Source organism: Devosia sp. FKR38 (genome assembly GCF_005222805.1).
Classification (GTDB): Bacteria; Pseudomonadota; Alphaproteobacteria; order Rhizobiales; family Devosiaceae; genus Devosia.
The window spans coordinates 1950483-1970853 of the sequence record NZ_STGC01000005.1 but is presented as its reverse complement, the minus strand read 5'-3'; the positions used below and the strand labels follow the sequence as shown (position 1 = coordinate 1970853).

The window sequence follows — 20371 nt, the reverse complement described above, 5'->3', positions numbered from 1 at the left end:
TCAGCAGGGTGCGTTGTCGACGGTGCGGCGGCGACGCCCGAGGGCGACGGGCATCGGGTGGCGGGCCATGTCCCGGTCAGTCCGGCGGTGCTGGCCTATGACTTCGCCCTGGTGGATGGGGCGATCACAGGGCTGTCGATTGGCCAGGCCCGATGGCGGCGCGGAGCGCCTGCGGACTGGGCCAGTGGTAATAGACGCTGGCCAGGGCATGACCATCGAAATCGATGGTCTTTTGCAGCACCACCGTGCCGCCCAGCCGGGCATAGAAGCCGCGATAGGGATTGTCGGCATAGGCCGCGAGCACCACGGCGCCACTGGTGCGGGCGGCGAGCCAGTCGGCGGCGGCGGCCATCAGGGCTTTGCCGATGCCACGCCCGAAGCGGGCGGGATCGACATAGAGCAGGTTGATATGGGCGGCGGCGCCCAACCCCGCCTTGTCCGCGCGCACGATGTGGACAAAGCCGGCGACGGTGCCGGGGGTGGATTCGGCGACGAGCAAATGTTCGATCTCTGTGTCGAAATCATCGAGCCAGGCGGCGATTTCGGCGCGGCGGCGCAGGGGATCGATGCGCGGGGCCAACAGCGCCTGCGGCATGAAGCCGGCATAGGCCGCCTGCCAGCCGGCGGCGAGAATGTCGGCGACGGCGACGGCATCGCTGCGGATATGGGGGCGGATCATAATGCTCATGGGCGTGGGCAGCCGGAGAGGACCGATGTCCTCCCCGGCCGGTTGGCTTGTTTCAGGGACGCGCCGGGGTCCAGACGATCCAGGCGAAGATGAGCACGCCCAGGAAGGTGACTAGGGAACTGGCGGCGACCACGGGCTCGACGGCGGGATTGCCGGCCAGCAGCAGGTAGAGCGAGACGCCCATGACGGCGACGCCCAGGGTGAAGATGGCATATTGGATCATGGGCAGGCGGCCGCCGGCCTTGGCCGGATTGAGCGCAAAATAGCCGCCGAACAGGGCGCTGGTGACCCAGCCGAGCAGATTGATATGGGCATGGGCGCCGATGACGGTGTGATTGCCCGAAATGGACATGTGCAGGCCCAGGGCAATACCGGCGATCAGGAAGATGATGGCGGTGCGGAAGTAGTATTCTGAAATCTTCGGCATGAAATGGTTCCCTCCAGCACGGCCCCGCCAAAGTCCCCCGATGGCCCTGACGCCGTGCGGCGGGGAGATTATTGTGGAACGGGGCGTTGCACCAGTGGGGAGACTGGGGGCGGGCGTCGGGGCTCTCGTCACCCCCTCCCAGCCTCCCCCATCGAGGGGGAGGTGCCGTGCGGTGGGTGGGATGAATTGTGCTACTGCCCCGTCAGTCGACACCCTCCCCCCCTGTGGGGAGGGATCAAGGGTGGGGGGCTGGGCCAGCGCCGACCGTCGGTCACCGCGGGATGAAGTAGCGAGTCTGGCCGTCGAGCTGGCCGGTGCGAGCGAGGCCGATGGTGGTGAGCGTATCGAGCAGGCTCGCAATGCGGTCGCGGCGCTTGGGCGTGTTGCGGCCATCAAAGGCCGTGGCGAGGGCCTCGGGCGGCAGGGGGGCGGGGGCCTTGCGCAGCACATCGACGAGCACGGAAATCTGCGCATCGCTGTCGGCGGGCCAGGCCGGCTTGTCGCTGCCGGGCAGGATGGCGAGATCGGCCTCGGCCTGGACGCCGTCGGGATGGGCGATCTTGTGGCCGAGTTTGGCGATCTGGTAGTCGGGGCGCAGCCAGCGGACGAGGCCACGGGCCTCCTCGGCGGCGCGGGCCTGGTTGAGGGCGACGAGGCGGGTGAGCAGTTCCTCCTCGGCGGCGAGCTGATCGGCGGTCTTATAGGGGCTGGGCGTGGTGGCGCCGGGGCGACCGACGAGGCGCGGGGCGAGGTCGGACCAGCCATAGGCGGCAAAGACCAGGGTATCGATCTCGTCGTGGATGTCTTTGAGGATAGCGATATGGCCGGCGTCATAGGCGTCGCGCTCTTTCTGGCTGAGCGGCTCGATGAGCGCGGCGCTGTCCTCGGCGCGGCCGGGGCCGGCTTTCCACTCGAGTTCGCGGACCCGTTCGAGGCTATTGTAGAGCCCGGTCATGGTCAGGAATTCATGGGCGGCGAGGCGGGCTTTGCGGAAGGCATCGAGCCGCTCACCGAGGGCGGCGAGGCGGGATTGCAGCTCCGGGTTGACGGAGAGGTCGGGGAAGGGGAAGGGGTCAAAGGTGCGCGACTTGCTGTAGCGCGGACGGTCTTCCAGTGTGCCGCCTGCGGCGAGTGCCCAGCTGACGTGTTGGCGGGAACATAGAACTGCAATCAAGTCTGACTTATCGATAGCCGTAGCCACAATCATGTGATCGGGAATAGTGTTTCTGTGCAGGAACTGGAAAACCCGGTGCTTGCTCGTTTCAGTGGTGGCAACGTATCGCTGGACCCCTGCCAGAGCACTCCGCAGGACAGGGCGATCCCAGCCATACAGCCACCAGCTTTCCCGAATGCTGTCGCGAGCGTTCTCATCCCGTTCTGGCTTTACCGTCTCAAGCAACCGCTGAAAGTGCCAAGGAAAGGCCAACTGAGCGGCATCGGACGTAAGGCCTGAGAAATCTATGACATATTGTTTGGGACCTCTATCAAGAAGGTCTTTGCCCTTCGCATATGGCTTTGCAACAGAAGCTGCATGCGCTGCGGCTTCTCGCGGGGAAAGGACGAAGCCCTGACCATGAAGTGCCATCCCGAAGCTACAGATTGCCTCGTTTGCAAAGAGGCCCCTAGCTGAAAAAACTTCCGCACCAAGGACTAGGTTAGCTTTGATGCGGCCGGTCACAGTGTCCGTGCGAACGATAGGCGCATCAGAGTTGAGCCCTGTCTCTTTGGTCACTGTTGCTAACACACCTTCTGTTTCGCCGGCCTCGGCCACGGTCATGGCAATGCGAACAGCGGCCTTGTCGGCCGCTTTCATCCAGGGATGGTCGGCGACAGCAAAGACCAGCGAAAGCGGCAGCTTGGCCGCCATGTGGCGCTCGATAACGCGGCGGGAGAAGGTCTGGGTGATCGAATTGGTGGTTATGAAGCCAAAGCGGCGCAGCACATTGGGATGGGCTTTGGTGGACTTGCGCGTCAAACGCTCGGCGGCCACATCCCAGAAGTGCATAACGAAATCGGCGCCGCCGGGCACCTTGGGGCGGGCTTTCCAGACGGCTTCGGCATAGCCATCGCCCAGCTCGGCGCGCATAGACTTCGACCCTATAAAGGGCGGGTTGCCGACGATGAATTCGACCTCGGGCCAGTCGGCGGGGCGGGGATTCTTATAAGAATGGAGCTCGATGCGGGCCTGCGGGTCGGGCACGAGTTCGCCGGTGATGGGATGGGGCATGCGGGTAATGCCGTCCCAGCGGGTGACGGGGGCGCCATGGTCGTCGCGGACGAGGTCGCGGCTGTCATAGTCGAGAATGGCATCCTGCTGGCGGATGGTGCCATAGGCATGCAGCACGGGCTCGGAAATGGCGCTCAGGCCTGCCGTGCGCAGTTGCCATTTGAGATAGCCGATCCACAGCACCAGATCGGCAATGGGCACGGCGCGGGGATTGAGTTCGAGGCCGTAGAACTGTCTGGGATTGACGGTTTCGCCCTCCATCATCAGGCGGGACTGATCCTCGCCCAATTGGTCGATGGCGGCGAGGACTTCGCCTTCGAGCTTTTTCATCAGCTCAAGCGAGACATACAAAAAGTTGCCGGTGCCGCAGGCGGGATCGAGCACGCGTACGGTGCAGAGCTCGTGGTGAAAGGCCTTGGCATCGGCCAGGGCCTTGGCGGCATTGCCGAGGCGCAGGGCCTCTTCGATTTTGGCCTGAGCCTCGATCCACTGCTCGCGCAGCGGCTCGATGATGGTGGGGACGACGAGGCGCTCGACATAGGCGCGGGGCGTGTAATGGGCACCCAGCTTGGAGCGTTCGCGGGGGTCCAGCGCGCGTTCGAGCAGGGTGCCAAAAATGGCGGGCTCGACATCGCGCCAATCCTGCCGGGCGGCGACGAGCAGTTCGTGAATATCCTCAGGCGCCAGGGGCAGCGCCTTGGGATGGGCGAAGAGGCCGCCGTTGAAATGCTTGAGATCGGCCATGGAATGGGGCTCGAAGCCGCCCTTGTCCATGGTGGTCCACAGGCTCTGCATGGCGGGCACGAAGCGCTCGGGATGATCAACCAGCTTTTCGAGCAGATCGACCATCAGATTGTCGGGCAAGAGGCCGACATCCTCGGCGAACATGGTGAAGAGGCACCGCATGAGGAATTCGGCGACGTCGCGCGGATCGTGCTTGCCCTCAAGGTTCTTGGCAATGCGGGCGAGGCGCCCGGCGATGTCGCGGGTGACTTCGGCGGATTTCTTGGCGGGGTCGAGGCTGTGCGGATCGGTCCAGACGGCTTTGAGCCGGGCCTGGATGGCGGGATCGCGCAGATCGTCCATGGCGATGCGGAAGCTCTGCGCATCGGGGAACTGGGCGTAGTTTTTGCCCTGGCCGGAGAAATCGGCATAGAGCTCAATGACATTGCCGACGTCGACCAGGATGACGAAGGGCGGATAGCCGTGCTCGACGGGCAGATGGCGGGTGTAGTCGACGGCCTGGCGATAGGCGGCGCGCATGACGCGATCCCAGCCGGCGCTGCCGCGGCGGGCATGGCCGAGGCGGCGGCTGTGGCCCTCGGAGCCGAACATGTCGGCCTGATGGGCATCGAGCGCCTGGCGGCGGGCGGACTGCTTGGCTTCGAGCACGAAGCTGCCGCGCTTGTAGCAATCGATGAAGCCGGGGGTCACCGTGCCGTCGGGATGGCGGAAATCGACCTTGCGCTCATAGACATAGTCGTTGCGATGATTGAACTCGCTGCTCATGACGGGCGCAGGCAGGCCCAGCGCGTGGCAGAGGCCGGAAATGAAGAGCTGATAATTGGCGCGTTCGGAGCCGCCGGAGTCGATGGCTTCGGCGATCAGTTCATCAAGTGTCTGCAAGAGTTTGCGTCTCCCCTGGTGGCACTATTGCCGCAATCGGGGCGGCAGGGGAAGGGGGCTGCGGGGGCCCTTCGGGGCGGTATCGGGATTGTGCCTTGCATGTTGGGGGAATAGCTGCGACAAGGGGTAACGTTTTCAGCCTAAGTCGGCTGCCCTGATCCCGGCTCGCCGGTCGTGGCTACCCTCTCTCTCGTGCGAACGTGCTTTCCGGATGGCATTCTGCCACCGGACAACCGCTCGTCCGCATGCGACACGAGCCACTATCAGGATAAACACATGTCCACCATCACCGGTACCGTCAAGTTCTTCAACGCCACCAAGGGCTTCGGCTTCATCTCGCCCGAAGACGGCGGCAAGGACGCTTTCGTGCACGTTTCGGCTGTGCAGCGTTCGGGCCTCCAGGGCCTGTATGAGAACGACAAGGTCACCTACGAGCTCGAGACCGGCCGCGACGGCAAGGTTTCGGCAACGAACCTGACCCTGCTCTAGTCTTTTTAAGACTGAAGAGTTTTCGGGGGCCATCGTGAGAGATCACGGTGGCCCCTGGCTTTTGTGGGTTTGCGCGCCGCTCCTTTGGGGGCGGCGTTGGTGTTTTTTGGGGGGCCGGATATCGGGGCTCCCCATCACCCCCTCCTTCCTCCCCCATCAAGGGGGAGGTACCGCTCCACTCTTGAGGCAACATCGCGTTCAACCCACCGAACGGCACCTCCCCCTTGATGGGGGAGGTTGGGAGGGGGTGGGTACCAGCCGCTCATGGGCTCTCGTCCCCCCACCCCAGCTTCGCTACGGCCTTTCGGCTGAGCGACGTTCCGCCACTCGACCATAGGTCTCGTGGCCTTCTTGGCTTGCGCAGCGCCACTGGCGCTGCTTGTCCTGCGGACACGCCGCGAAGTCTCGTGGCCTTCTCCCTTCAAATCGCGCCACTGGCGCGATTTGCCCTGCGGGACAGGTCGAAGCCCATCAAGGGGGAGGTGAAACCCGGTGCGTTGGACGCGACCGTGCCCCAAGAGTGGAGCCACACCTCCCCCTTAATGGGGGAGGTTGGGAGGGGGTGTGCGGCAGGAATCGCGGCAAACAAAAAGGCGCCCGCGGGGGGCGGGCGCCTGGTGGATTGCTGCGATCGCTCGGGATTAGCGGACGCGGACCGAGGCGATGTAGTCGTCGAAATCGCCCAGCGAGGAGGCGCTGGTGGTGTAGGTGCGGCAATCGCGATAGTTGGTCTCGGCGCAGACCTGGACTTCCAGACCATCGGGATTGGAGATCGAGGAGATGCGGTCGGTCCAGTTGCCCAGATTGCGGGTGCTGTCGCCGGCTTCCAGGCAGAAGCTGTCGCCGCGCTGGCGGGTGCGGTCAAAGAAGCAGACTTCGCCATAGCTGGGCTCGACGATGACCGGCGGACGCTGCGGAGCGGGCTGGTTGCCGACGCCAATGCTGACCGAGGGGCCATTGCCGCCGCCGATGTTGAAGCCGAAGGAAATGCTGGGCTGGCCCGGGTTCACCGGCGAACCGCCGGCGCTGAGATAGCTGGCCGAGACCCAGCCATCGGGGCCGGATTTGACGATATAGCACCAGGAGCCCTGGCACTGCTGCACATCGACCTGCTCGCCGCGGCGCACGGTGCCGATGACATCATAGCCGGTGCCCGGGCCGGAGCGCAGGTTGACATTGCTGGTGACCACGCCCGGGGCAGCATTGGCTGCGGGCAGGAAGACAACAGCGGCGGTGACCGCCACGGCAAGGCCGGTGGCGATGTTGATCAGCGTCTTGCGCGTGTTGCGATTCATCGTGAGATCTCCGTTTATGCGCATCATCGCCCGGCGCCATGGCGGGGCCGCGACAGATGCGTGATTATTGTTAGCCGAAGTAACGTGCCGGGCCGGAGCAAGTTTCCGCCCGTCTCCTGCTGATACCCTGTTTGACCACAGGCTAGCTGAACGGGGTCTGAACGGGAAGGGCGGGCGTGATCACGGTTGGATCGGGCGCTTGCTGCCATCGTCGGTGAGGGCGACATAGACGAAGCGCCCATCGGTGACCTTGACCCGGTCGGAAATGCGATTGCGCCGGGCCCAGGCTTCCATGGAAATGGTGATCGAGGTGGTGCCGACGCGCTCGACGGTGGTGTAGATGCACAGGATATCGCCGACCTTGACCGGGGCGATGAAGGTCATGGCTTCCACCGCGACGGTGACCACGCGGCCGCGGCTGCGCTCGACGGCGGCAATGGCGCCGGCAATATCCATCTGGCTCATCACCCAGCCGCCGAAGATGTCGCCGGCCGGATTGGTATCGGCGGGCATGGCCAGGGTGCGGATGGTCAGGCTGCCCTTGGGCTCGGTGTTGGGGGCGGCAGGGGTTGTCATGGAGTGGGTCCTTTCGCGGGCCAGCGGCCAAAGGCCTCTTCCCAATGCTTGCGACACAGCGAGATATAGTCGGCCTTTTCAGGCGCGACTGTATTGCCCGAGGTCTGTACCCGTCCATTGGCATCGCGGCGGACCACCATGGTGGCCTTGGCGCCGCAATGGCAGATGGTGCGGATCTCGCGCAGCACATCGGCAATGGCCAGCAGTTCGGCCGAGGCCTCGAAGGGACGGCCAAGGAAGTCGGTGCGCAGGCCATAGCACATGACGGGGATGTGGAGCCGGTCGGCGACGCGGGCGAGCTGCCAGACCTGTTCGCGCGTCAGGCACTGCACCTCGTCGAGGAAGACGCAATCGACCTTGGCCTCGTCGGTATGGTCGCGGATGCGATGGAACAGGTCATCACCCTCGTCATAGAGCTCGGCCGATTCGGAAATGCCCAGACGCGAGCTGATAATGCCGGGACCACCGCCGGCATAGGCGGCGCAGGTATAGAGCAGCGGGCGCATGCCGCGCTCACGATAGTTATAGGCCGCCTGCAGCAACAAGGTGGACTTGCCGGCATTCATCGCCGCATAGGAAAAATAGAGCTTGGCCATGGGTGGACGCGGATCTCGCGGGTTGCGGCAATGTGCATCTAGGCAATAGACCGGGACGCTGCCCGCCAAAAGCGCGCAGGGCAAACATCAACAGTTCATTGCGAGGCCTCAATGACCGAGATCACCATCCGCCCGGCGCAGCTGGCCGATGCCGAAGCACTCAAGCACCTGCTGGACCGGTCGTGGCGGACGCATTGGGCGCCGCATGTGGATGCCGGCGCCGTGGCTCGATACGAGGCCGAGCAGCCGGTGGTCGGTTATGTGGATGGTTTTGTCAGCCAGCTCACCGTGGCCGAACGCGGCGGCGTAGTGGTGGGCATGTATCACCTGGACGGCGCCTGGCTGCATGCCATTCACGTTGACAGCTGGGCCATTGGCTCGGGAGTGGGCCGGGCGCTGATGGAGGCGGCCGAGGCGGCGGGCGCGCGGCAGCTGGAGGTGCGGGCGTTCAATGTGCGGGCGCGCGATTTCTACGCGGCAAGGGGCTGGGTTGAGATCGATGAGCATGACGATAGCGAGATGGGCATGCTGGTGCGCACCATTGTGATGGAACGGGACTGAGAGCGCGCCGGGCCAAAAAAGAGGCCGCCCCTGCGGGCGGCCAGATGCCGATTGAACGGCGGAAAAGCCGGGGTTGGCGGCCGGGCTCTTCCCAATGGCCGGGCGCTACGTTGGGGACGCCGTGCGCGGCAAGTGTCCAGGGCGTGCGGGGCCGGGACACCAGGACTTTAGGGGGCGCAGATGACGCGCGCGTGACGGCGCGTTCAGACACGGTTCAGGTCATCGGCGGCAGGGTGGCAGCAGAATTGATGCGGCGGATTTGGAGTGTGATCGTGGTGCGCAAGATGCTTGGCCTGGCGATGGGTATGGTGATGCTGGCAGGCAGCGCCGGGGCGGCGCTGGCCGGGCCGGACGGCGTGTGGGAGCTCGAAAGCCGCGACACCCGCCTGCAGCTGGCGCTGTGCGGCGATGGCACACAATTGTGTGGTGCGCTGGTGTGGCTGTCGGACGCCGACTACAACACGCAGTACCAGCCGTATCTGAATGCCCCGGTGACCAACGGGCTCAAGGCGGATGGCAGCAACCGCTGGAAGGGCGCCATGAAACTGTTCGGGCAGAATATCACCGGCACGATCACCCAGCAGAGCGAGACGCAGATGACGCTGCAGGCCTGCGCGTTCCTGGTCGTGTGCAAGACCTATGGCATGTTCCGGTACGCGCCATGAGGCTGGGGCGGCTGGCAGGCGGGCTGATCGGTGTGCTGCTGACGGCGAGCGCCGTTGCGGCGGCCACGCCCGAAGGGCTGTGGGAAATCGAGATGAAGGATTCCCGCTATAAGGTCGAGCTGTGCGGGGCCGACGGGCGGGCGCTGTGCGGCACGCTGATCTGGCTGGGCAATGGCGCGGACAGCCCGGAGAACCTGCCTTATCTCAATACGCTGCTGATCGACCATGCGGCGCCGACCGGGCCCAACCAGTGGAAGGGCGATCTGCATATCTATGGGCAGACGGCGGCGGGGACGATCACCCAGGTCAGCGATGACCAGATCACGCTGCGGGGCTGCGCGTTCCTGGTGGTCTGCAAGACCTATCAGCTGTTCCGCATGGCGCCCTGAGGGGCGTCAGTTGGTGGTGCGGGGCACGTGGACGCGGCGCCGGCTCCACAGCGGGGGCAGGGCCTCGACGGCGAGGATGGCGACAAAGATCAGCGTTGCGCCGGCATAGCCGACGAGCGGCAGGCGCTCACCCAATAGAATGGCGCCGCCGAGCGCGGCAAACAGGCTCTCGGCCGACAGGATGATCGCGGCATTGGCGGGCGGCACATATTGCTGGCCGATGGCCTGGAAGGTGAAGGCCACGGCGGTCGACATCAGGCCAGTATAGGCCAGCTCGACCCAGCCGGACTGCACGGCCGCCAGATTGGGCTGCTCGAAGACAAAGGCGAGGCTGGTGGCAAAGGCGCCGGCGATGAGGAAGCTGATGGACGAGACGAAAATGGGTAGGCCGGTGGCCTGAGCGGTGCGGCCGAGCAGGATGACGTGCAACGCCCAGAACACGGCGCTGCCCACCACGATCAGATCGCCGGCATTAAAGCTCGCCAGCCCGCCGCCATTGAGGAAATAGATGCCCAAGAGGGCCAGCGGCACGCAGGCATAGATGATGGGATGCGGACGGGTGCGGAAGAGCAGGAAGCCGAGGAAGGGCACGAAGAAGACATAGAGCCCGGTGAGGAAGCCGGCATTGGTGACGCTGGTGGTGATGAGGCCAACTTGCTGCATCCAGGAGCCGAGGAAGAAGACGAGACTGACCGCGCCGATGAGTGCCCAATGGCGCGGGGTGATGGGGGCGGGGCGGCGGCGCCGCTCCAGCAGCGCCAGCGGCAGCACGGCAAGGCCCCCCAGCAGATAGCGCAGGCCGGAAAAGGTGAGCGGGCCCATCGAATCCATGGCCGACTTCTGCGCGATGAAGGCCAGACCCCACAGCATGGTGCAGACCAGGAGCAACAGGGTGGCGAGGGGGCGGGACATGGGATGGGGGACTCGGGGTTGTGGCGGCCGGATCGCGGCCGCGGTTGGATTGGGTGGCGCTTGTGGGCTTTGGCGCTGGCTTGACGGCTAAAATCGGGGCTCTCTCAGCCCCACCTAGCCGGCCATTCGGGCACAGCCCTCATGGCCTTGCTCGCTTAATCGCTCCACCGGAGCGATTTATCCCTGCGGGCCGCTCTCAAGCTCAGCATCCAGCGCCGCGATGAGCTGGGTGATCTCTTCGGGCGTGGTGTAGTGCACGAAGGAGAGGCGGAGGACGCCGTGGTTGGGGTCGATGCCGACGGCTTCGAGCAGGCGCTGGGCGTAGAAATTGCCGCCGCTGGCCATGATGCCGTGGCGGGCAAGGCGCGCGGCGACAACGGCGCCAGGTTCGGAGAGGGCTACGGAGACGGTGGGGGCGCGCAGGTTGGGATCATCGGGGCCGATGAGGCGGACGCTGTTTTTGGCACGGAGATAGTCGAGCAGCGGGGTGATCAGCGCAATTTCCTGCGCGCGCATGGCGGCATGGGCGCGGCGGAAGGGATTGGCGCCGGTGATCGAGGCGGGGGCGAGATCGGCGACGATTTCGAGGTAGTCGACAACGCCGGAGGATGCGGCGATCTGGGCATGGTCGGGACCGGCCGGCGTCAGGCGGTAGCGCGGCTTGGTGTCATTGAAGTAATGGCCCTGGTTGGGCAGGGACAGCGCCAGCTCGGGGCGAATGGCCAGCACGCCCTGATGCGGGCCATAGACCTTGTAGGCGGAGAAGAAATAGATGTCGGCGCCCAGGGCGGCGAGGTCGGGCAGGCCATGGGGGGCATAGCTGACGCCATCGATGGCGGTGACGGCGCCCACGGCATGGGCGCGGGCAGAGATGGCGGCGACATCGTTGATCTCGCCGGCAATATTGGAGCAATGCGGCGCCGCCACGAGGCGCACCTTGGCATCGAGCAGATTGTCGAGGCCAGCGAGGGCGAGGCGCCCAGTCTGGGGATCAACGCCCCATTCACGCACCTCGATGCCCAGGCGGGCGAGGCGGCGCCAATTGCCGGAATTGGCCTCGTGATCCTGATTGGTGACGATGATGGCGTCGCCGGGCTTGAGCCAGCCGCCGAAGGCCTGGGCCAGCACATAGGTGTTGGCGGAAGCCGAGGGGCCGAAATGGATCCAGTCCGACGAGACATTGAGCGCCTGGGCCATGCGATCAAAGCTCAGGTTCATGGCGTCGCCGGCGGCCTGGGAGGCGGGATAGACGCCATAGGGCTGCACCTTGGTGGCGCGATAGTAGTGGTCGAGCTTGTCGATCACCGGGCGGGCGGTATAGGCGCCGCCGGCATTCTCGAAAAAGGCCTGGCCCTGCAGCGTCGGCTCGGAAAAGGCAGGGAAATGCGCGCGGATGCGGGCCGGATCGAGAGGCAGGGCGGTCATGGCAGGCCTTGGGGGTGTCGAGAGAAAAGGTCGCCGATTGGTAGAGCAAGGCCACACAAAAGCAAACCCCGGCTGTTGAGAGCCGGGGTTTGCGCGGTATCGCTCACGTTACAAAGGCACCGATACCGCTGAGGTCGGTCGCGCCGCCGCCGAAGAGTGGCGACGCGGCCGATCAGGTTAACCGTTGGTGGGCGCAGGCGCGTCCGTCGGAGCGCCGGCAGGGGCGCCCATGGGGCCGTGGCCCTGGCGCATGCCCTGGCCACCGTTCTGGCCACCATGCTGGTTGCCCTGGCCCATCTTGCCCTGCATGTTGCCACGATCAGGACGGGCCGGCATCAGCTCAGCCTTCTGCTCATCGGTGAGGCTATCAAAGAAGGCTTTGGCCGCGGGCTGGACGGACTTGAGTGCGTCGAGCTGGGCAGTTTCGATGGCAATGCGGGCGTCGAGGCGCTCGGTGATGGACGGGCGCTCAGCCGTCGTGCCATCGGCGGGCTTGGCCGGGCGCAGGCCTTCGACAGCCTTGGAGAAGGTGTCGGCCGCGGCCAGCGCATCGGTCTTGAGCGTATCGAACAGCGCCTGCTGCTCGGCGGTCATCTCGATGGCGTGGCTGAGGCGGACCAGGGCGATCTCAACACCCTCGGTGCCGCGCTCGAAATTGAGGAAGCCGGCGCCGCCACCCTGGCGGGGGCCCTGATTGTGCTGGCCGGGGCCATTGCCGCGCGGGCCATTGGCATCAGCCATCTGCTGCTGCGGCGCCGGGGTGGCGGCAGCCTCCTGGGCAGTGGCGGGGAGAATGGCGGAGAGGCCGACAGCTGCTGTCATCAGCGCCGCAATGGCGGTCGTCTTCAACGTCTTCATGGGGTCGTATCCTTTGCATGGGAACCGGAACGTCCGGCATGAACAGGACACTAGCGGGGCCAACCTCTTCACGACCTTGCGAGCGCATGAAGAGTTTGTCACGTTGGTAAGGTGAGCAGTCCGGACATCAGAATCGTGATCGACCCGTTTCCGCCCGATGCCGCATTGCGCCGGCTGTGGCAGGGGGCGTGGGGCGATGACGGGGCGGCGTCGTTCCAGCCGATCCTGCAGCGCAGCCTGACGCATATCGGCGCTTTTGACGGGCCGCTTCTGGTGGGCTTTGTCAATGTCGCCTGGGATGGCGGCATTCACGCGTTCATTCTCGATACCTGTGTCGATCCGGATTACCAGCGGCAGGGAATCGCGCTGGCGCTGCTGGCGCAGGCGGCCGAGACCGCGCGGACGCGCGGCACGGTCTGGCTGCATGTCGATTTCGAGCCGCGGCTCGAGGGGCTCTATCGCCGGGCCGGGTTCGGGCACACCGCCGCCGGGCTGATGCGGCTGGGTTAGCGTGGACGCCAGCCCAGGAGGCGCATGGCATTGAGCGTGACCAGGACCGTGGCGCCGGTATCGGCGAGAATGGCCGGCCAGAGGCCAGTGATGCCCAGAATGGTGGTGACGAGGAAGACGGCCTTGAGCCCGAGCGCCACGGCGATGTTCTGCCAGATGTTGGCCATGGCCGCCTGCGACAGGCCGATCATGCCGGCGATGTCGGCGAGGCGACCATGCAGGATCGCCGCATCGGCGGTTTCGAGCGCCACATCGGTGCCGCCACCCATGGCAATGCCGATATCGGCAGCGGCCAGGGCCGGGGCGTCATTGATGCCGTCGCCGACCTTGGCGACGATCTGGCCCTGAGACTGCAGTTCGCGGACGATGGCCTGCTTGTCGGCGGGAAGGAGGCCGGCGCGCACCTCAAGGCCGAGATCGGCGCCGATGGCTTGGGCAGTGCGGGCATTGTCGCCGGTGAGCATGATGGTCTTGAGGCCCAGGGCGCGCAGGGCATCAAGGCCCGCCCTGGCATCGGGCCGGGGTTCGTCGCGCAGGGCGAGGGCGCCGATGAGCTGATCGTCGGCCAGGAGCACCGAGACCGATTTGCCGGCGGCGGCAAAGCCGTCGAGGCGCGCGGCAAAATCGGGCGGCAGCGCGATGCGTTCGGCCGCGGCGGCGGGGGAGAGCAGCAGGATGGACTGGCCCGCGACCTGACCGGCGACGCCCTTGCCGGGGATGGCTGCCGCGTCGGTGGCGGCGGGAATGGTGACGCCATCGGCCTTGGCGCGGCTGAGAATGGCGAGGGCCAGGGGATGGCTGGAGCCGGTTTCGAGCGCGGCGGCGAGGCGCAGGACGTCGGCCTCGGCGCCGGTGGTGGCGAGGATGTCGGTGACCAGGGGCTTGCCGAGAGTGAGCGTGCCGGTCTTGTCGAGGGCGACGGTGGTGATGTCGCGCAGGCGTTCAAGCACGGCGCCGCCCTTGAGCAGCAGGCCGCGGCGGGCGCCGGCGGAGAGCGCGGCGGCAATGGCGGCCGGGGTGGAGATGACCAAAGCGCAGGGGCAACCGATGAGCAGGATGGCGAGACCCTTATAGACCCATTCGCTCCAGGCCTGACCCAGCAGCAACGGCGGCAGAATGGCGACGAGGGCGCCGACGACCAGTACGCCGGGCGTGTACCAGGCCGAGAAGCGGTCGATGAAGCGGGCGGTGGGGGCCTTGCTTTCCTGGGCTTCCTCGACGAGGCGGACGATGCGGGCAATGGTGTTGTCGGCGGCAGCGGCAGTGACGCGCAGGGTGAGCACGGCGCTGGTGTTGATGGTGCCGGCAAAGACCGCATCGCCGGGCTGACGGGTGACGGGCAGGCTCTCGCCGGTGACCGGGGATTCATCGATGGCGCTGCTGCCGGTGACGATCTGGCCATCGGCGGGGATGCGGTCGCCGGGGCGGACCATGACTATGGCGCCGATGGTGAGGCTGGTGGCAGGCACTTCGCGCGTGGTGTCGCCGGTGACCAGCAGGGCGGTCTTGGGGACGAGGGCCGAGAGGCCCTGGATGGAGGCGCGGGCGCGGCTGGCGGCGACGCCTTCGAGCAGTTCGCCCACGAGGAAGAGCAGGACGACGGTGGCCGCCTCCTCGGTGGCGCCGATGATGACGGCGCCGACGGCCGCGATGGTCATCAGGGTTTCGATGGAAAAGGGCGTGCCGGCGAAGGCGCCGGCAAGGGCGCGGCGGGCAATGGGGATCAGGCCAACCAGCAGCGCACCCAGGAAGGCCCAATGGCCAAGCACGGGGGCGACGAGGCCCAGGCTATAGGCGGCGAGCAGGGCCAGGCCGCAGGCGAGGGCGAGGCGGGCCTTGGCGGTCTGCCACCAGGGGCCGGTGCCGAGATCGAAGTGATTGTCGGCGGGGGCGTGATTGTGGTCGCCGTGGTCATGGCCGGCGTGGTCGTGATCATGGTCATGATCGGGATCATGATCGTGATCATGGTCGTGATGTGCGACTGGGGCGGCGTCGGCGGGGGCGACGGTGTAGCCGAGGGGGCGCAGGGCCTGTTCGATGGTGCCCAGGGGGACGTCGATATGGTCGACGCGCAGCGTGCCGGCGGTGGCGCTGGCACTGGCACCGCTGACGCCGGGGATGCGGCGGACAGCGGTTTCGATCTTGCCGGCACAGGCCGCACAGTCCATGCCGCCGATGCGATAGCGCGTCTGGGTCTGCTGGGTCATATGGCGTCCTTTCCGATTCAGTGGTGCCATGCTAACTTCTCTAGTGACTAGAGGAGCAAGAGGTATCGACATGGCTTTTCCGATCGGCGAACTGGCGCGGCAGACGGCGGTGAAAGTGCCGACGATCCGCTATTACGAGCAGATTGGATTGTTGCCGGCCGCGCCGCGCAGCGAGGGCAATCGGCGGCTCTATGGCAGCACGGAAGTGGAACGGCTCAACTTCATCCGCCATGCGCGCGACCTGGGCTTTGAGATCGAGGACATCCGCGAATTGCTGGCCATGGCGGCGCAGCCGCAGTCGTCCTGTCACCAGGTCGACAGCATTGCCAACAACCATCTGGCCGAGATCGAGCGGCGGATTGCCAGCCTGACGGCGCTCAAGCGCGAGCTATCGCGGATGATCGAGGAATGCGGGCATGGCCGGGTGTGCGATTGCCGCATCATCGAGGCGCTGGCCGACCACAGCCAGTGCCTGGCGGAGCATTAGGTCACGTATAACACACCCAGCCGCGGAAGCTGAGGCCGGCGTAGAAGAGGCTGACGCCGGAAAAGCCAGCCTGGGACAGCATGGCTTCGTCGTCTTCGGGCGAGAGGACGGAGAGCCGGGTGGCGATGGCGTGACGGGCGCTTTCGGTATTGGCGGCGGGGCCATCGCCGAAGGTGAGATGGCGGCCGATCCATTGCGAGCGCTCGGGCTCGGTCTGGGCAAAGCTGATATGGGCGACGACGAAGGGCGCGCCGGGGGCGAGGCGGCGGCGCAGCTGCTGCAGCGTGGCGATGCGTTCCTCGCGCGGCACGAAGTGCAGGGTGAGCAGGCAGACGGCGCCGTCGAACGGGCCTTCGGGGGCAGCGTCGATATAGCCCTCATGCAAGGTGATGCGGCCCAGATGGGGCGCGGCGATGATCTCGGCGGTGCGCAGCATGTCGGCCGAGGGATCGACGCCATCAAAGGTCCAGCCGGCATGGTCGCTGGCGAGGGCATTGAGCTCCAGCCCGCCACCGGCGCCGAGGACGAGAATGCGCGCATCCTGCGGCGCGCGTTCGGCCAAGAGCATGGAGGTCATGCGATGGAGGCCGGCGAGACCGGGCACCTTGCGGGGCGGACCCTCGGCATAGTTCTGCGCATGGGCGCCGGAAAAGGCAGTGTGCGGCGGGGTGGGGTGTTTCATGTAACGTTTGATGTTACAATTATGGGGTGTTGTCAAGCGACACGCCAGGCGGGGCAGGCCGGCGGGCCTGCCCTCCAGGAGATCAGCCCAGGGTGGGCGGGGTCTCGGCTGGCTGGGGCGTGTAGCGGGCCAGGGCCTTGATGACCTGCTTGAGGGTGACGCGGCCGATCTGTCGGCCATCGGCATCGAGCACGCCGACCCATTGATGCTCGGCGAACATGGGCAGCACGTCTTCGCAGCGCGAATCCTTGGAGACGCTGGCCGCGCAGGGATCGAACTCGCCCCGGTCCATGATGGAGCGGACATGGATGGCGCGGGCCTTGTTCACCTCGCGCACGAATTCCTCGATATGCTCATTGGCCGGACGCAGCACGATATCCTCGGGCTTGCCCTCCTGCTGCAGGGCGCCATCCTTGAGCACGGCGATACGGTCGCCGATCTTGAGGGCCTCGTCGAAATCGTGGGTGATGAACAGGATGGTCTTGCCCAGCGATTTCTGCAGCTCGATGAGCTGGTCCTGCATGCCGGAACGGATCAGGGGATCGAGGGCGGAGAAGGCCTCGTCCATCAGGATGATGTCGGTATCCATGGCCAGGGCGCGGGCGAGGCCGACGCGCTGCTGCTGGCCGCCCGAGAGCTGGCGCGGCTGGCTCTGCTCATAGCCGGAGAGGCCAACGATCTCGATCCACTTGGCGGCTTCCCGCAGCCGGGTCTTGGTGTCGACGCCGCGGACCTCCAGGCCATAGGCGACATTGTCGATCACCGAGCGGTGCGGCAGCAGGCCGAACTTCTGGAACACCATGGCCACCTGGGTGCGGCGATAGGTGCGCAGCTCGTCCAGGCTCATCTTGAGCACGTCGCTGCCGTTGACGATGATCTCGCCGGCGGTGGGCTCGATCAGGCGGTTGACGTGGCGGATCAGGGTGGATTTGCCCGAGCCCGACAGGCCCATGACCACGAAGATCTGGCCCTTGGCGATATCGAGCGAGACATTATTGAGACCGACGACGTGATTGGTTTCGGCTTGCACTTCAGACTTGGACTTGCCCGACTGCAGCAGCGCCAGGGTGGTTTGCGGATCGTCGCCAAAGATCTTGGTGACGCCGCGCATGGCGATGGCGAGCTCGGGGGCAGGAACCGGCGTGGCGGGACGGTTGGCGACGGGCGCCGGACGGGTTTGAACTTCAGACATTAGCGTGCCTCCGCCAGGCCGATGCGGGCCTGCAATTGTTTGCCGAATGACTGGGTGACGCGGTCAAAGATGATGGCGAGGGCAACGATGCCCAAGCCGGCAAAGAGGCCGCGGCTGACTTCGAGGCGCCCGATGCCCTGCAGCACCTGATAGCCCAGGCCGCCGGCGCCGATCATCGAGGCGATGACGACCATGGAAAGCGCCATCATGGTGGTCTGGTTGACGCCGGCCAGGATGGTGGGCAGGGCGAGCGGGATCTGCACGCCCAGCAGGCGCTGGCGCGGATTGGTGCCGAAGGCGCGGCTGGCCTCCATGACGGCGGGATCGACCGAGCGCAGGCCGAGGTCGGTGAGGCGGACCAGCGGCGGGGAGGCATAGACAATGGTGGCGATCAGCGCCGGGATCTTGCCGGGGCCGAAGATCATCACCGTGGGGATGAGATAGACGAAGCTGGGCAGGGTCTGCATCAGATCGAGAATGGGGGTGATGGCCTTGCGCACGTTGAGCGAGCGGCTCATCCAGACCCCGACGGGGATGGAGAGGACGATGGCGGTGAGAGTGGCGGCGATCATCAGGGCCATGGTGGTCATGGCGTCGTCCCAGAGGTCCATGACGCCCAGGAAGATGAGCGCGACAAAGACCACGGCTGGGAGCTTCCAGCTGCGGGTGGCCAGCCAGGCGATGCCCACGAGAATGGCGGTGATGAACCACCAGGGGGTGGCGATCAGCAGGTTCTCGATGGATTTGAGCAGCATGAGCAGGGGATGGGCGGCGGCCTCGAAGGCGCCACCCCAGTGGCGGACAACCCAGTTGAGGCCATCGTCGACGGCGCGGCGCAGCGGACGGGTATCGATAATGTCAGGGAACACGGCAGTTCTCCTTTGTGCGGAGGGCTGGCGCGGGATGCCGAAAGGCGTGCCGCAACGGGCTGGCGCGTTCGGGCATCACGCGGAAAACGGCCAGGGGTGAACCCGGCCGTATCGGCTTGTTGGCGGATCTGGCCATTCAGCTCAGGCTGGCGCGGACCTTGTCGGCGATCTCGGGGGAGACCCAGCCAGTCCAGACATCTTCCTTGGTCTTGAGGAAGTTGACGGCCGTGGCTTCGGCATCGGCCTGATTTTCGTCGCCATAGACCAGCAGTTCGCTGATCTCGGCATTGGTGAGGCCAACCTTGGCGAAGTAGTCCGCCACAGCCGGGGCTTCTTCCTTGATCCAGGCTGCCGCGCCAACGATGGCTGGCGAGGACGGATAGGCGGTGACGCCAGGCTCGTCCGTGCAATCGGGATTGGTGTTGCAGGCATAGACCGCGGGCTTGCTTTCGCCCATGTCGAGCGCGACAGCGTCATATTTGCCCAGGATGGCCGTGGGACCCCAGTAGTAGAACAGGATGGGCTCTTCACGGGTGAAGGCGCGGGCAATGGAGGCATCCAGAGCGCCGCCCGAGCCGGGGGAGAACAGGTTCCAGGCGCCGCTCATGTTATAGGCCTTGAACAGGGCGCTGGTGGAGAGCTCGCAACCCCAGCCCGGCGGGCAGGAATAGAGGCGGCCTTTGCTCGAGTCCTCGGGATCGGGGAAGACCTGCGGATTGGCAATGGCGGTTTCCGCCGAGAGGATCTCGGGATGGGCTTCCTGCGTGTAGCGGGGAATGAACCAGCCTTCGATGGTGCCATCGCTGATGGCATCGCCCAGGGCGAGGACGGTGCCGTCGGCGAGGGCGTCGTCCCACTGTTCCTGCACGGTGCTGGTCCACAGTTCGGGCGCAACGGCCGGAGAGCCGCGCGTCACCATGGAACTGGTGGTGGGGACGGTATCGCCCGTGACGATCTCGACACTGCAGCCGAAGCCGGCGTCGAGGATGCGGGCATGGATCTGGGCCAAGGCGGCCGCGGAGGGCCAGGTCATCTCGGCAATTTCAATAGTGCGGTCGGTACCGCAGCTGGCCGCATCAGCGGTATCCTGGGCAAGGGCGGGGGCGGCAGTGGTCACCATGAAGGCAACAGACATCGCGGCGGCAAAGCCACCGGTTTTCAGCATCATGAGGATAGTCTCCGTGTTTCGGATGTTCTTTAGGCTAGCGGCGCAATAGAGCTGTGTCAAATTTCAGATTACTTGGGCTAATCATGTAGTAATCAAGAAACGACGCTCAATCTTGTTTCGGTTGGCCGTGTTGGTGGACTGGCTTTTGTGTCGAAATGGCTCCGCTTTTGTTGATGGCGCGCGCCCGTGTATCTGAAGCCAAGAAAAAATAAATTGCCGCGCCATAGCTATGTCATGCAATCGCCTGATTTCCGCTGGTTTGCGGCGCTGAACGCAGTGCGCCGGGGCGCCTTGGCTAGACTTGGCGCACTGCCCGAGTGGCGTCCGAGCGCAACGGGCCCGGGCCGGGCAAGGGGGCGCTTAAGGCTGCAAAGCGGGCAAAACCCTTGCATGGACGCGCCGGGCCGTGCAGAAAGCGGGCAGTCAAATCGGACCCGGTGCAAATCCGGGTGGCTCTTCCGGCCGCCAATCCGCCGGACACTCCAGTGAACGCAATCATGGTCGACCGCGTGCCCACGGGCA

At 65.7% G+C, this 20371-nt stretch carries 20 protein-coding genes and 1 other annotated feature; of the genes, 6 read left to right on the top strand and 14 right to left on the bottom strand.

Annotated elements, in window-relative coordinates; all coding sequences use genetic code 11:
* Positions 1 to 124: 124 nt before the first annotated feature.
* The 3 genes from E8M79_RS14500 to E8M79_RS14490 form a co-directional block, all read right to left on the bottom strand.
* Positions 125 to 688: a GNAT family N-acetyltransferase gene (locus tag E8M79_RS14500; RefSeq protein WP_137152577.1), complete on the bottom strand. Its 564-nt coding sequence runs from the start codon at positions 686 to 688 to the stop codon at positions 125 to 127.
* A 52-nt stretch (positions 689 to 740) separates the two neighbouring features.
* Positions 741 to 1115 (bottom strand): hypothetical protein, encoded by a 375-nt coding sequence (locus E8M79_RS14495; protein WP_137152576.1) that lies wholly within the window; start codon positions 1113 to 1115, stop codon positions 741 to 743.
* Between the two features lie 271 nt (positions 1116 to 1386).
* The gene (locus E8M79_RS14490; protein ID WP_137152575.1) at positions 1387 to 4968 is read right to left on the bottom strand and encodes a DNA methyltransferase; all 3582 of its coding nucleotides are present in this window, start codon (positions 4966 to 4968) and stop codon (positions 1387 to 1389) included.
* A 276-nt stretch (positions 4969 to 5244) separates the two neighbouring features.
* Between E8M79_RS14490 and E8M79_RS14485 the strand changes: the two genes are divergently transcribed.
* The gene (locus E8M79_RS14485) at positions 5245 to 5457 is read left to right on the top strand and encodes a cold-shock protein (protein WP_137152574.1); all 213 of its coding nucleotides are present in this window, start codon (positions 5245 to 5247) and stop codon (positions 5455 to 5457) included.
* A gap of 641 nt (positions 5458 to 6098) precedes the next feature.
* Here E8M79_RS14485 and E8M79_RS14480 read toward each other — a convergent pair.
* The 3 genes from E8M79_RS14480 to E8M79_RS14470 form a co-directional block, all read right to left on the bottom strand.
* Entirely contained in the window at positions 6099 to 6752 is a 654-nt protein-coding gene (locus E8M79_RS14480) for an SH3 domain-containing protein (protein WP_171015870.1), read from the bottom strand.
* A gap of 180 nt (positions 6753 to 6932) precedes the next feature.
* The gene (locus tag E8M79_RS14475; RefSeq protein ID WP_137152572.1) at positions 6933 to 7328 is read right to left on the bottom strand and encodes an acyl-CoA thioesterase; all 396 of its coding nucleotides are present in this window, start codon (positions 7326 to 7328) and stop codon (positions 6933 to 6935) included.
* Positions 7325 to 7924 (bottom strand): thymidine kinase, encoded by a 600-nt coding sequence (locus E8M79_RS14470; RefSeq protein ID WP_137152571.1) that lies wholly within the window; start codon positions 7922 to 7924, stop codon positions 7325 to 7327. The genes E8M79_RS14475 and E8M79_RS14470 overlap by 4 nt, the downstream gene beginning before the upstream one ends.
* A gap of 111 nt (positions 7925 to 8035) precedes the next feature.
* Between E8M79_RS14470 and E8M79_RS14465 the strand changes: the two genes are divergently transcribed.
* The 3 genes from E8M79_RS14465 (at position 8036) to E8M79_RS14455 (ending at position 9539) form a co-directional block, all read left to right on the top strand.
* Complete coding sequence (locus E8M79_RS14465; RefSeq protein WP_137152570.1) at positions 8036 to 8485, top strand: GNAT family N-acetyltransferase; 450 nt, start codon at positions 8036 to 8038, stop codon at positions 8483 to 8485.
* Between the two features lie 191 nt (positions 8486 to 8676).
* A complete protein-coding gene (locus E8M79_RS14460; protein WP_171015869.1) occupies positions 8677 to 9150 on the top strand; it encodes a DUF2147 domain-containing protein in 474 nt (157 codons plus the stop codon).
* Positions 9147 to 9539, top strand: coding sequence for a DUF2147 domain-containing protein (locus E8M79_RS14455; RefSeq protein ID WP_137152568.1), 393 nt, complete (start codon positions 9147 to 9149; stop codon positions 9537 to 9539). Before E8M79_RS14460 ends, E8M79_RS14455 begins: the two co-directional genes overlap by 4 nt.
* A 6-nt stretch (positions 9540 to 9545) precedes the next feature.
* On the opposite strand, the gene E8M79_RS14450 is transcribed toward E8M79_RS14455, so the two are convergent.
* From E8M79_RS14450 to E8M79_RS14440, 3 genes are all read right to left on the bottom strand, one after another.
* Positions 9546 to 10451 (bottom strand): DMT family transporter, encoded by a 906-nt coding sequence (locus E8M79_RS14450; protein ID WP_137152567.1) that lies wholly within the window; start codon positions 10449 to 10451, stop codon positions 9546 to 9548.
* A 177-nt stretch (positions 10452 to 10628) separates the two neighbouring features.
* The gene (locus E8M79_RS14445; protein ID WP_137152566.1) at positions 10629 to 11876 is read right to left on the bottom strand and encodes an aminotransferase class V-fold PLP-dependent enzyme; all 1248 of its coding nucleotides are present in this window, start codon (positions 11874 to 11876) and stop codon (positions 10629 to 10631) included.
* Positions 11877 to 12053: 177 nt separating this feature from the next.
* Complete coding sequence (locus E8M79_RS14440) at positions 12054 to 12734, bottom strand: Spy/CpxP family protein refolding chaperone (protein WP_171015868.1); 681 nt, start codon at positions 12732 to 12734, stop codon at positions 12054 to 12056.
* Between the two features lie 165 nt (positions 12735 to 12899).
* Here E8M79_RS14440 and E8M79_RS14435 point away from each other — a divergent pair, with 165 nt between their 5' ends.
* Complete coding sequence (locus E8M79_RS14435; RefSeq protein ID WP_248305068.1) at positions 12900 to 13244, top strand: GNAT family N-acetyltransferase; 345 nt, start codon at positions 12900 to 12902, stop codon at positions 13242 to 13244.
* Here the strand turns inward: E8M79_RS14435 and E8M79_RS14430 are convergent.
* Positions 13241 to 15451, bottom strand: a complete 2211-nt coding sequence (locus E8M79_RS14430) for a heavy metal translocating P-type ATPase (RefSeq protein WP_137152564.1) — start codon at positions 15449 to 15451, stop codon at positions 13241 to 13243. The two genes, E8M79_RS14435 and E8M79_RS14430, sit on opposite strands and share 4 nt — an antisense overlap.
* A gap of 70 nt (positions 15452 to 15521) precedes the next feature.
* Between E8M79_RS14430 and E8M79_RS14425 the strand changes: the two genes are divergently transcribed.
* On the top strand, positions 15522 to 15938 hold the full coding sequence (locus E8M79_RS14425) for a helix-turn-helix domain-containing protein (RefSeq protein WP_137152563.1): 417 nt from the start codon (positions 15522 to 15524) through the stop codon (positions 15936 to 15938).
* A 1-nt stretch (position 15939) separates the two neighbouring features.
* Here the strand turns inward: E8M79_RS14425 and E8M79_RS14420 are convergent, their stop codons facing one another.
* The 4 genes from E8M79_RS14420 to E8M79_RS14405 all read right to left on the bottom strand — a co-directional run bounded on the left by E8M79_RS14420 (position 15940) and on the right by E8M79_RS14405 (position 19849).
* On the bottom strand, positions 15940 to 16620 hold the full coding sequence (locus tag E8M79_RS14420; protein WP_137152562.1) for a class I SAM-dependent methyltransferase: 681 nt from the start codon (positions 16618 to 16620) through the stop codon (positions 15940 to 15942).
* An 82-nt stretch (positions 16621 to 16702) separates the two neighbouring features.
* Positions 16703 to 17731, bottom strand: coding sequence for a betaine/proline/choline family ABC transporter ATP-binding protein (locus E8M79_RS14415; RefSeq protein ID WP_248305067.1), 1029 nt, complete (start codon positions 17729 to 17731; stop codon positions 16703 to 16705).
* 80 nt (positions 17732 to 17811) lie between these two features.
* On the bottom strand, positions 17812 to 18681 hold the full coding sequence (locus E8M79_RS14410; RefSeq protein ID WP_137152560.1) for a proline/glycine betaine ABC transporter permease: 870 nt from the start codon (positions 18679 to 18681) through the stop codon (positions 17812 to 17814).
* 136 nt (positions 18682 to 18817) lie between these two features.
* Positions 18818 to 19849, bottom strand: coding sequence for a glycine betaine ABC transporter substrate-binding protein (locus E8M79_RS14405; RefSeq protein WP_137152559.1), 1032 nt, complete (start codon positions 19847 to 19849; stop codon positions 18818 to 18820).
* Between the two features lie 427 nt (positions 19850 to 20276).
* Positions 20277 to 20332 (top strand) — a sequence feature (sul1 is cis-regulatory element that is thought to sense ions involved in sulfur or methionine metabolism; They are found in Alphaproteobacteria).
* Positions 20333 to 20371 lie beyond the last annotated feature (39 nt).

Excerpts from the sequence above, each read along its gene's own strand:
- E8M79_RS14465 (WP_137152570.1), top strand. The coding sequence starts at position 8,036 with ATGACCGAGATCACCATCCGCCCGGCGCAGCTGGCCGATGCCGAAGCA.
- E8M79_RS14415 (WP_248305067.1), bottom strand. The coding sequence starts at position 17,731 with ATGCGCGGCGTCACCAAGATCTTTGGCGACGATCCGCAAACCACCCTG.
- E8M79_RS14405 (WP_137152559.1), bottom strand. The coding sequence starts at position 19,849 with ATGATGCTGAAAACCGGTGGCTTTGCCGCCGCGATGTCTGTTGCCTTC.
- E8M79_RS14495 (WP_137152576.1), bottom strand. The coding sequence starts at position 1,115 with ATGCCGAAGATTTCAGAATACTACTTCCGCACCGCCATCATCTTCCTG.
- E8M79_RS14425 (WP_137152563.1), top strand. The coding sequence starts at position 15,522 with ATGGCTTTTCCGATCGGCGAACTGGCGCGGCAGACGGCGGTGAAAGTG.
- E8M79_RS14450 (WP_137152567.1), bottom strand. The coding sequence starts at position 10,451 with ATGTCCCGCCCCCTCGCCACCCTGTTGCTCCTGGTCTGCACCATGCTG.
- E8M79_RS14470 (WP_137152571.1), bottom strand. The coding sequence starts at position 7,924 with ATGGCCAAGCTCTATTTTTCCTATGCGGCGATGAATGCCGGCAAGTCC.
- E8M79_RS14455 (WP_137152568.1), top strand. The coding sequence starts at position 9,147 with ATGAGGCTGGGGCGGCTGGCAGGCGGGCTGATCGGTGTGCTGCTGACG.
- E8M79_RS14485 (WP_137152574.1), top strand. The coding sequence starts at position 5,245 with ATGTCCACCATCACCGGTACCGTCAAGTTCTTCAACGCCACCAAGGGC.
- E8M79_RS14420 (WP_137152562.1), bottom strand. The coding sequence starts at position 16,620 with ATGAAACACCCCACCCCGCCGCACACTGCCTTTTCCGGCGCCCATGCG.
- E8M79_RS14480 (WP_171015870.1), bottom strand. The coding sequence starts at position 6,752 with ATGAATCGCAACACGCGCAAGACGCTGATCAACATCGCCACCGGCCTT.
- E8M79_RS14440 (WP_171015868.1), bottom strand. The coding sequence starts at position 12,734 with ATGAAGACGTTGAAGACGACCGCCATTGCGGCGCTGATGACAGCAGCT.
- E8M79_RS14445 (WP_137152566.1), bottom strand. The coding sequence starts at position 11,876 with ATGACCGCCCTGCCTCTCGATCCGGCCCGCATCCGCGCGCATTTCCCT.
- E8M79_RS14500 (WP_137152577.1), bottom strand. The coding sequence starts at position 688 with ATGAGCATTATGATCCGCCCCCATATCCGCAGCGATGCCGTCGCCGTC.
- E8M79_RS14475 (WP_137152572.1), bottom strand. The coding sequence starts at position 7,328 with ATGACAACCCCTGCCGCCCCCAACACCGAGCCCAAGGGCAGCCTGACC.
- E8M79_RS14430 (WP_137152564.1), bottom strand. The coding sequence starts at position 15,451 with ATGACCCAGCAGACCCAGACGCGCTATCGCATCGGCGGCATGGACTGT.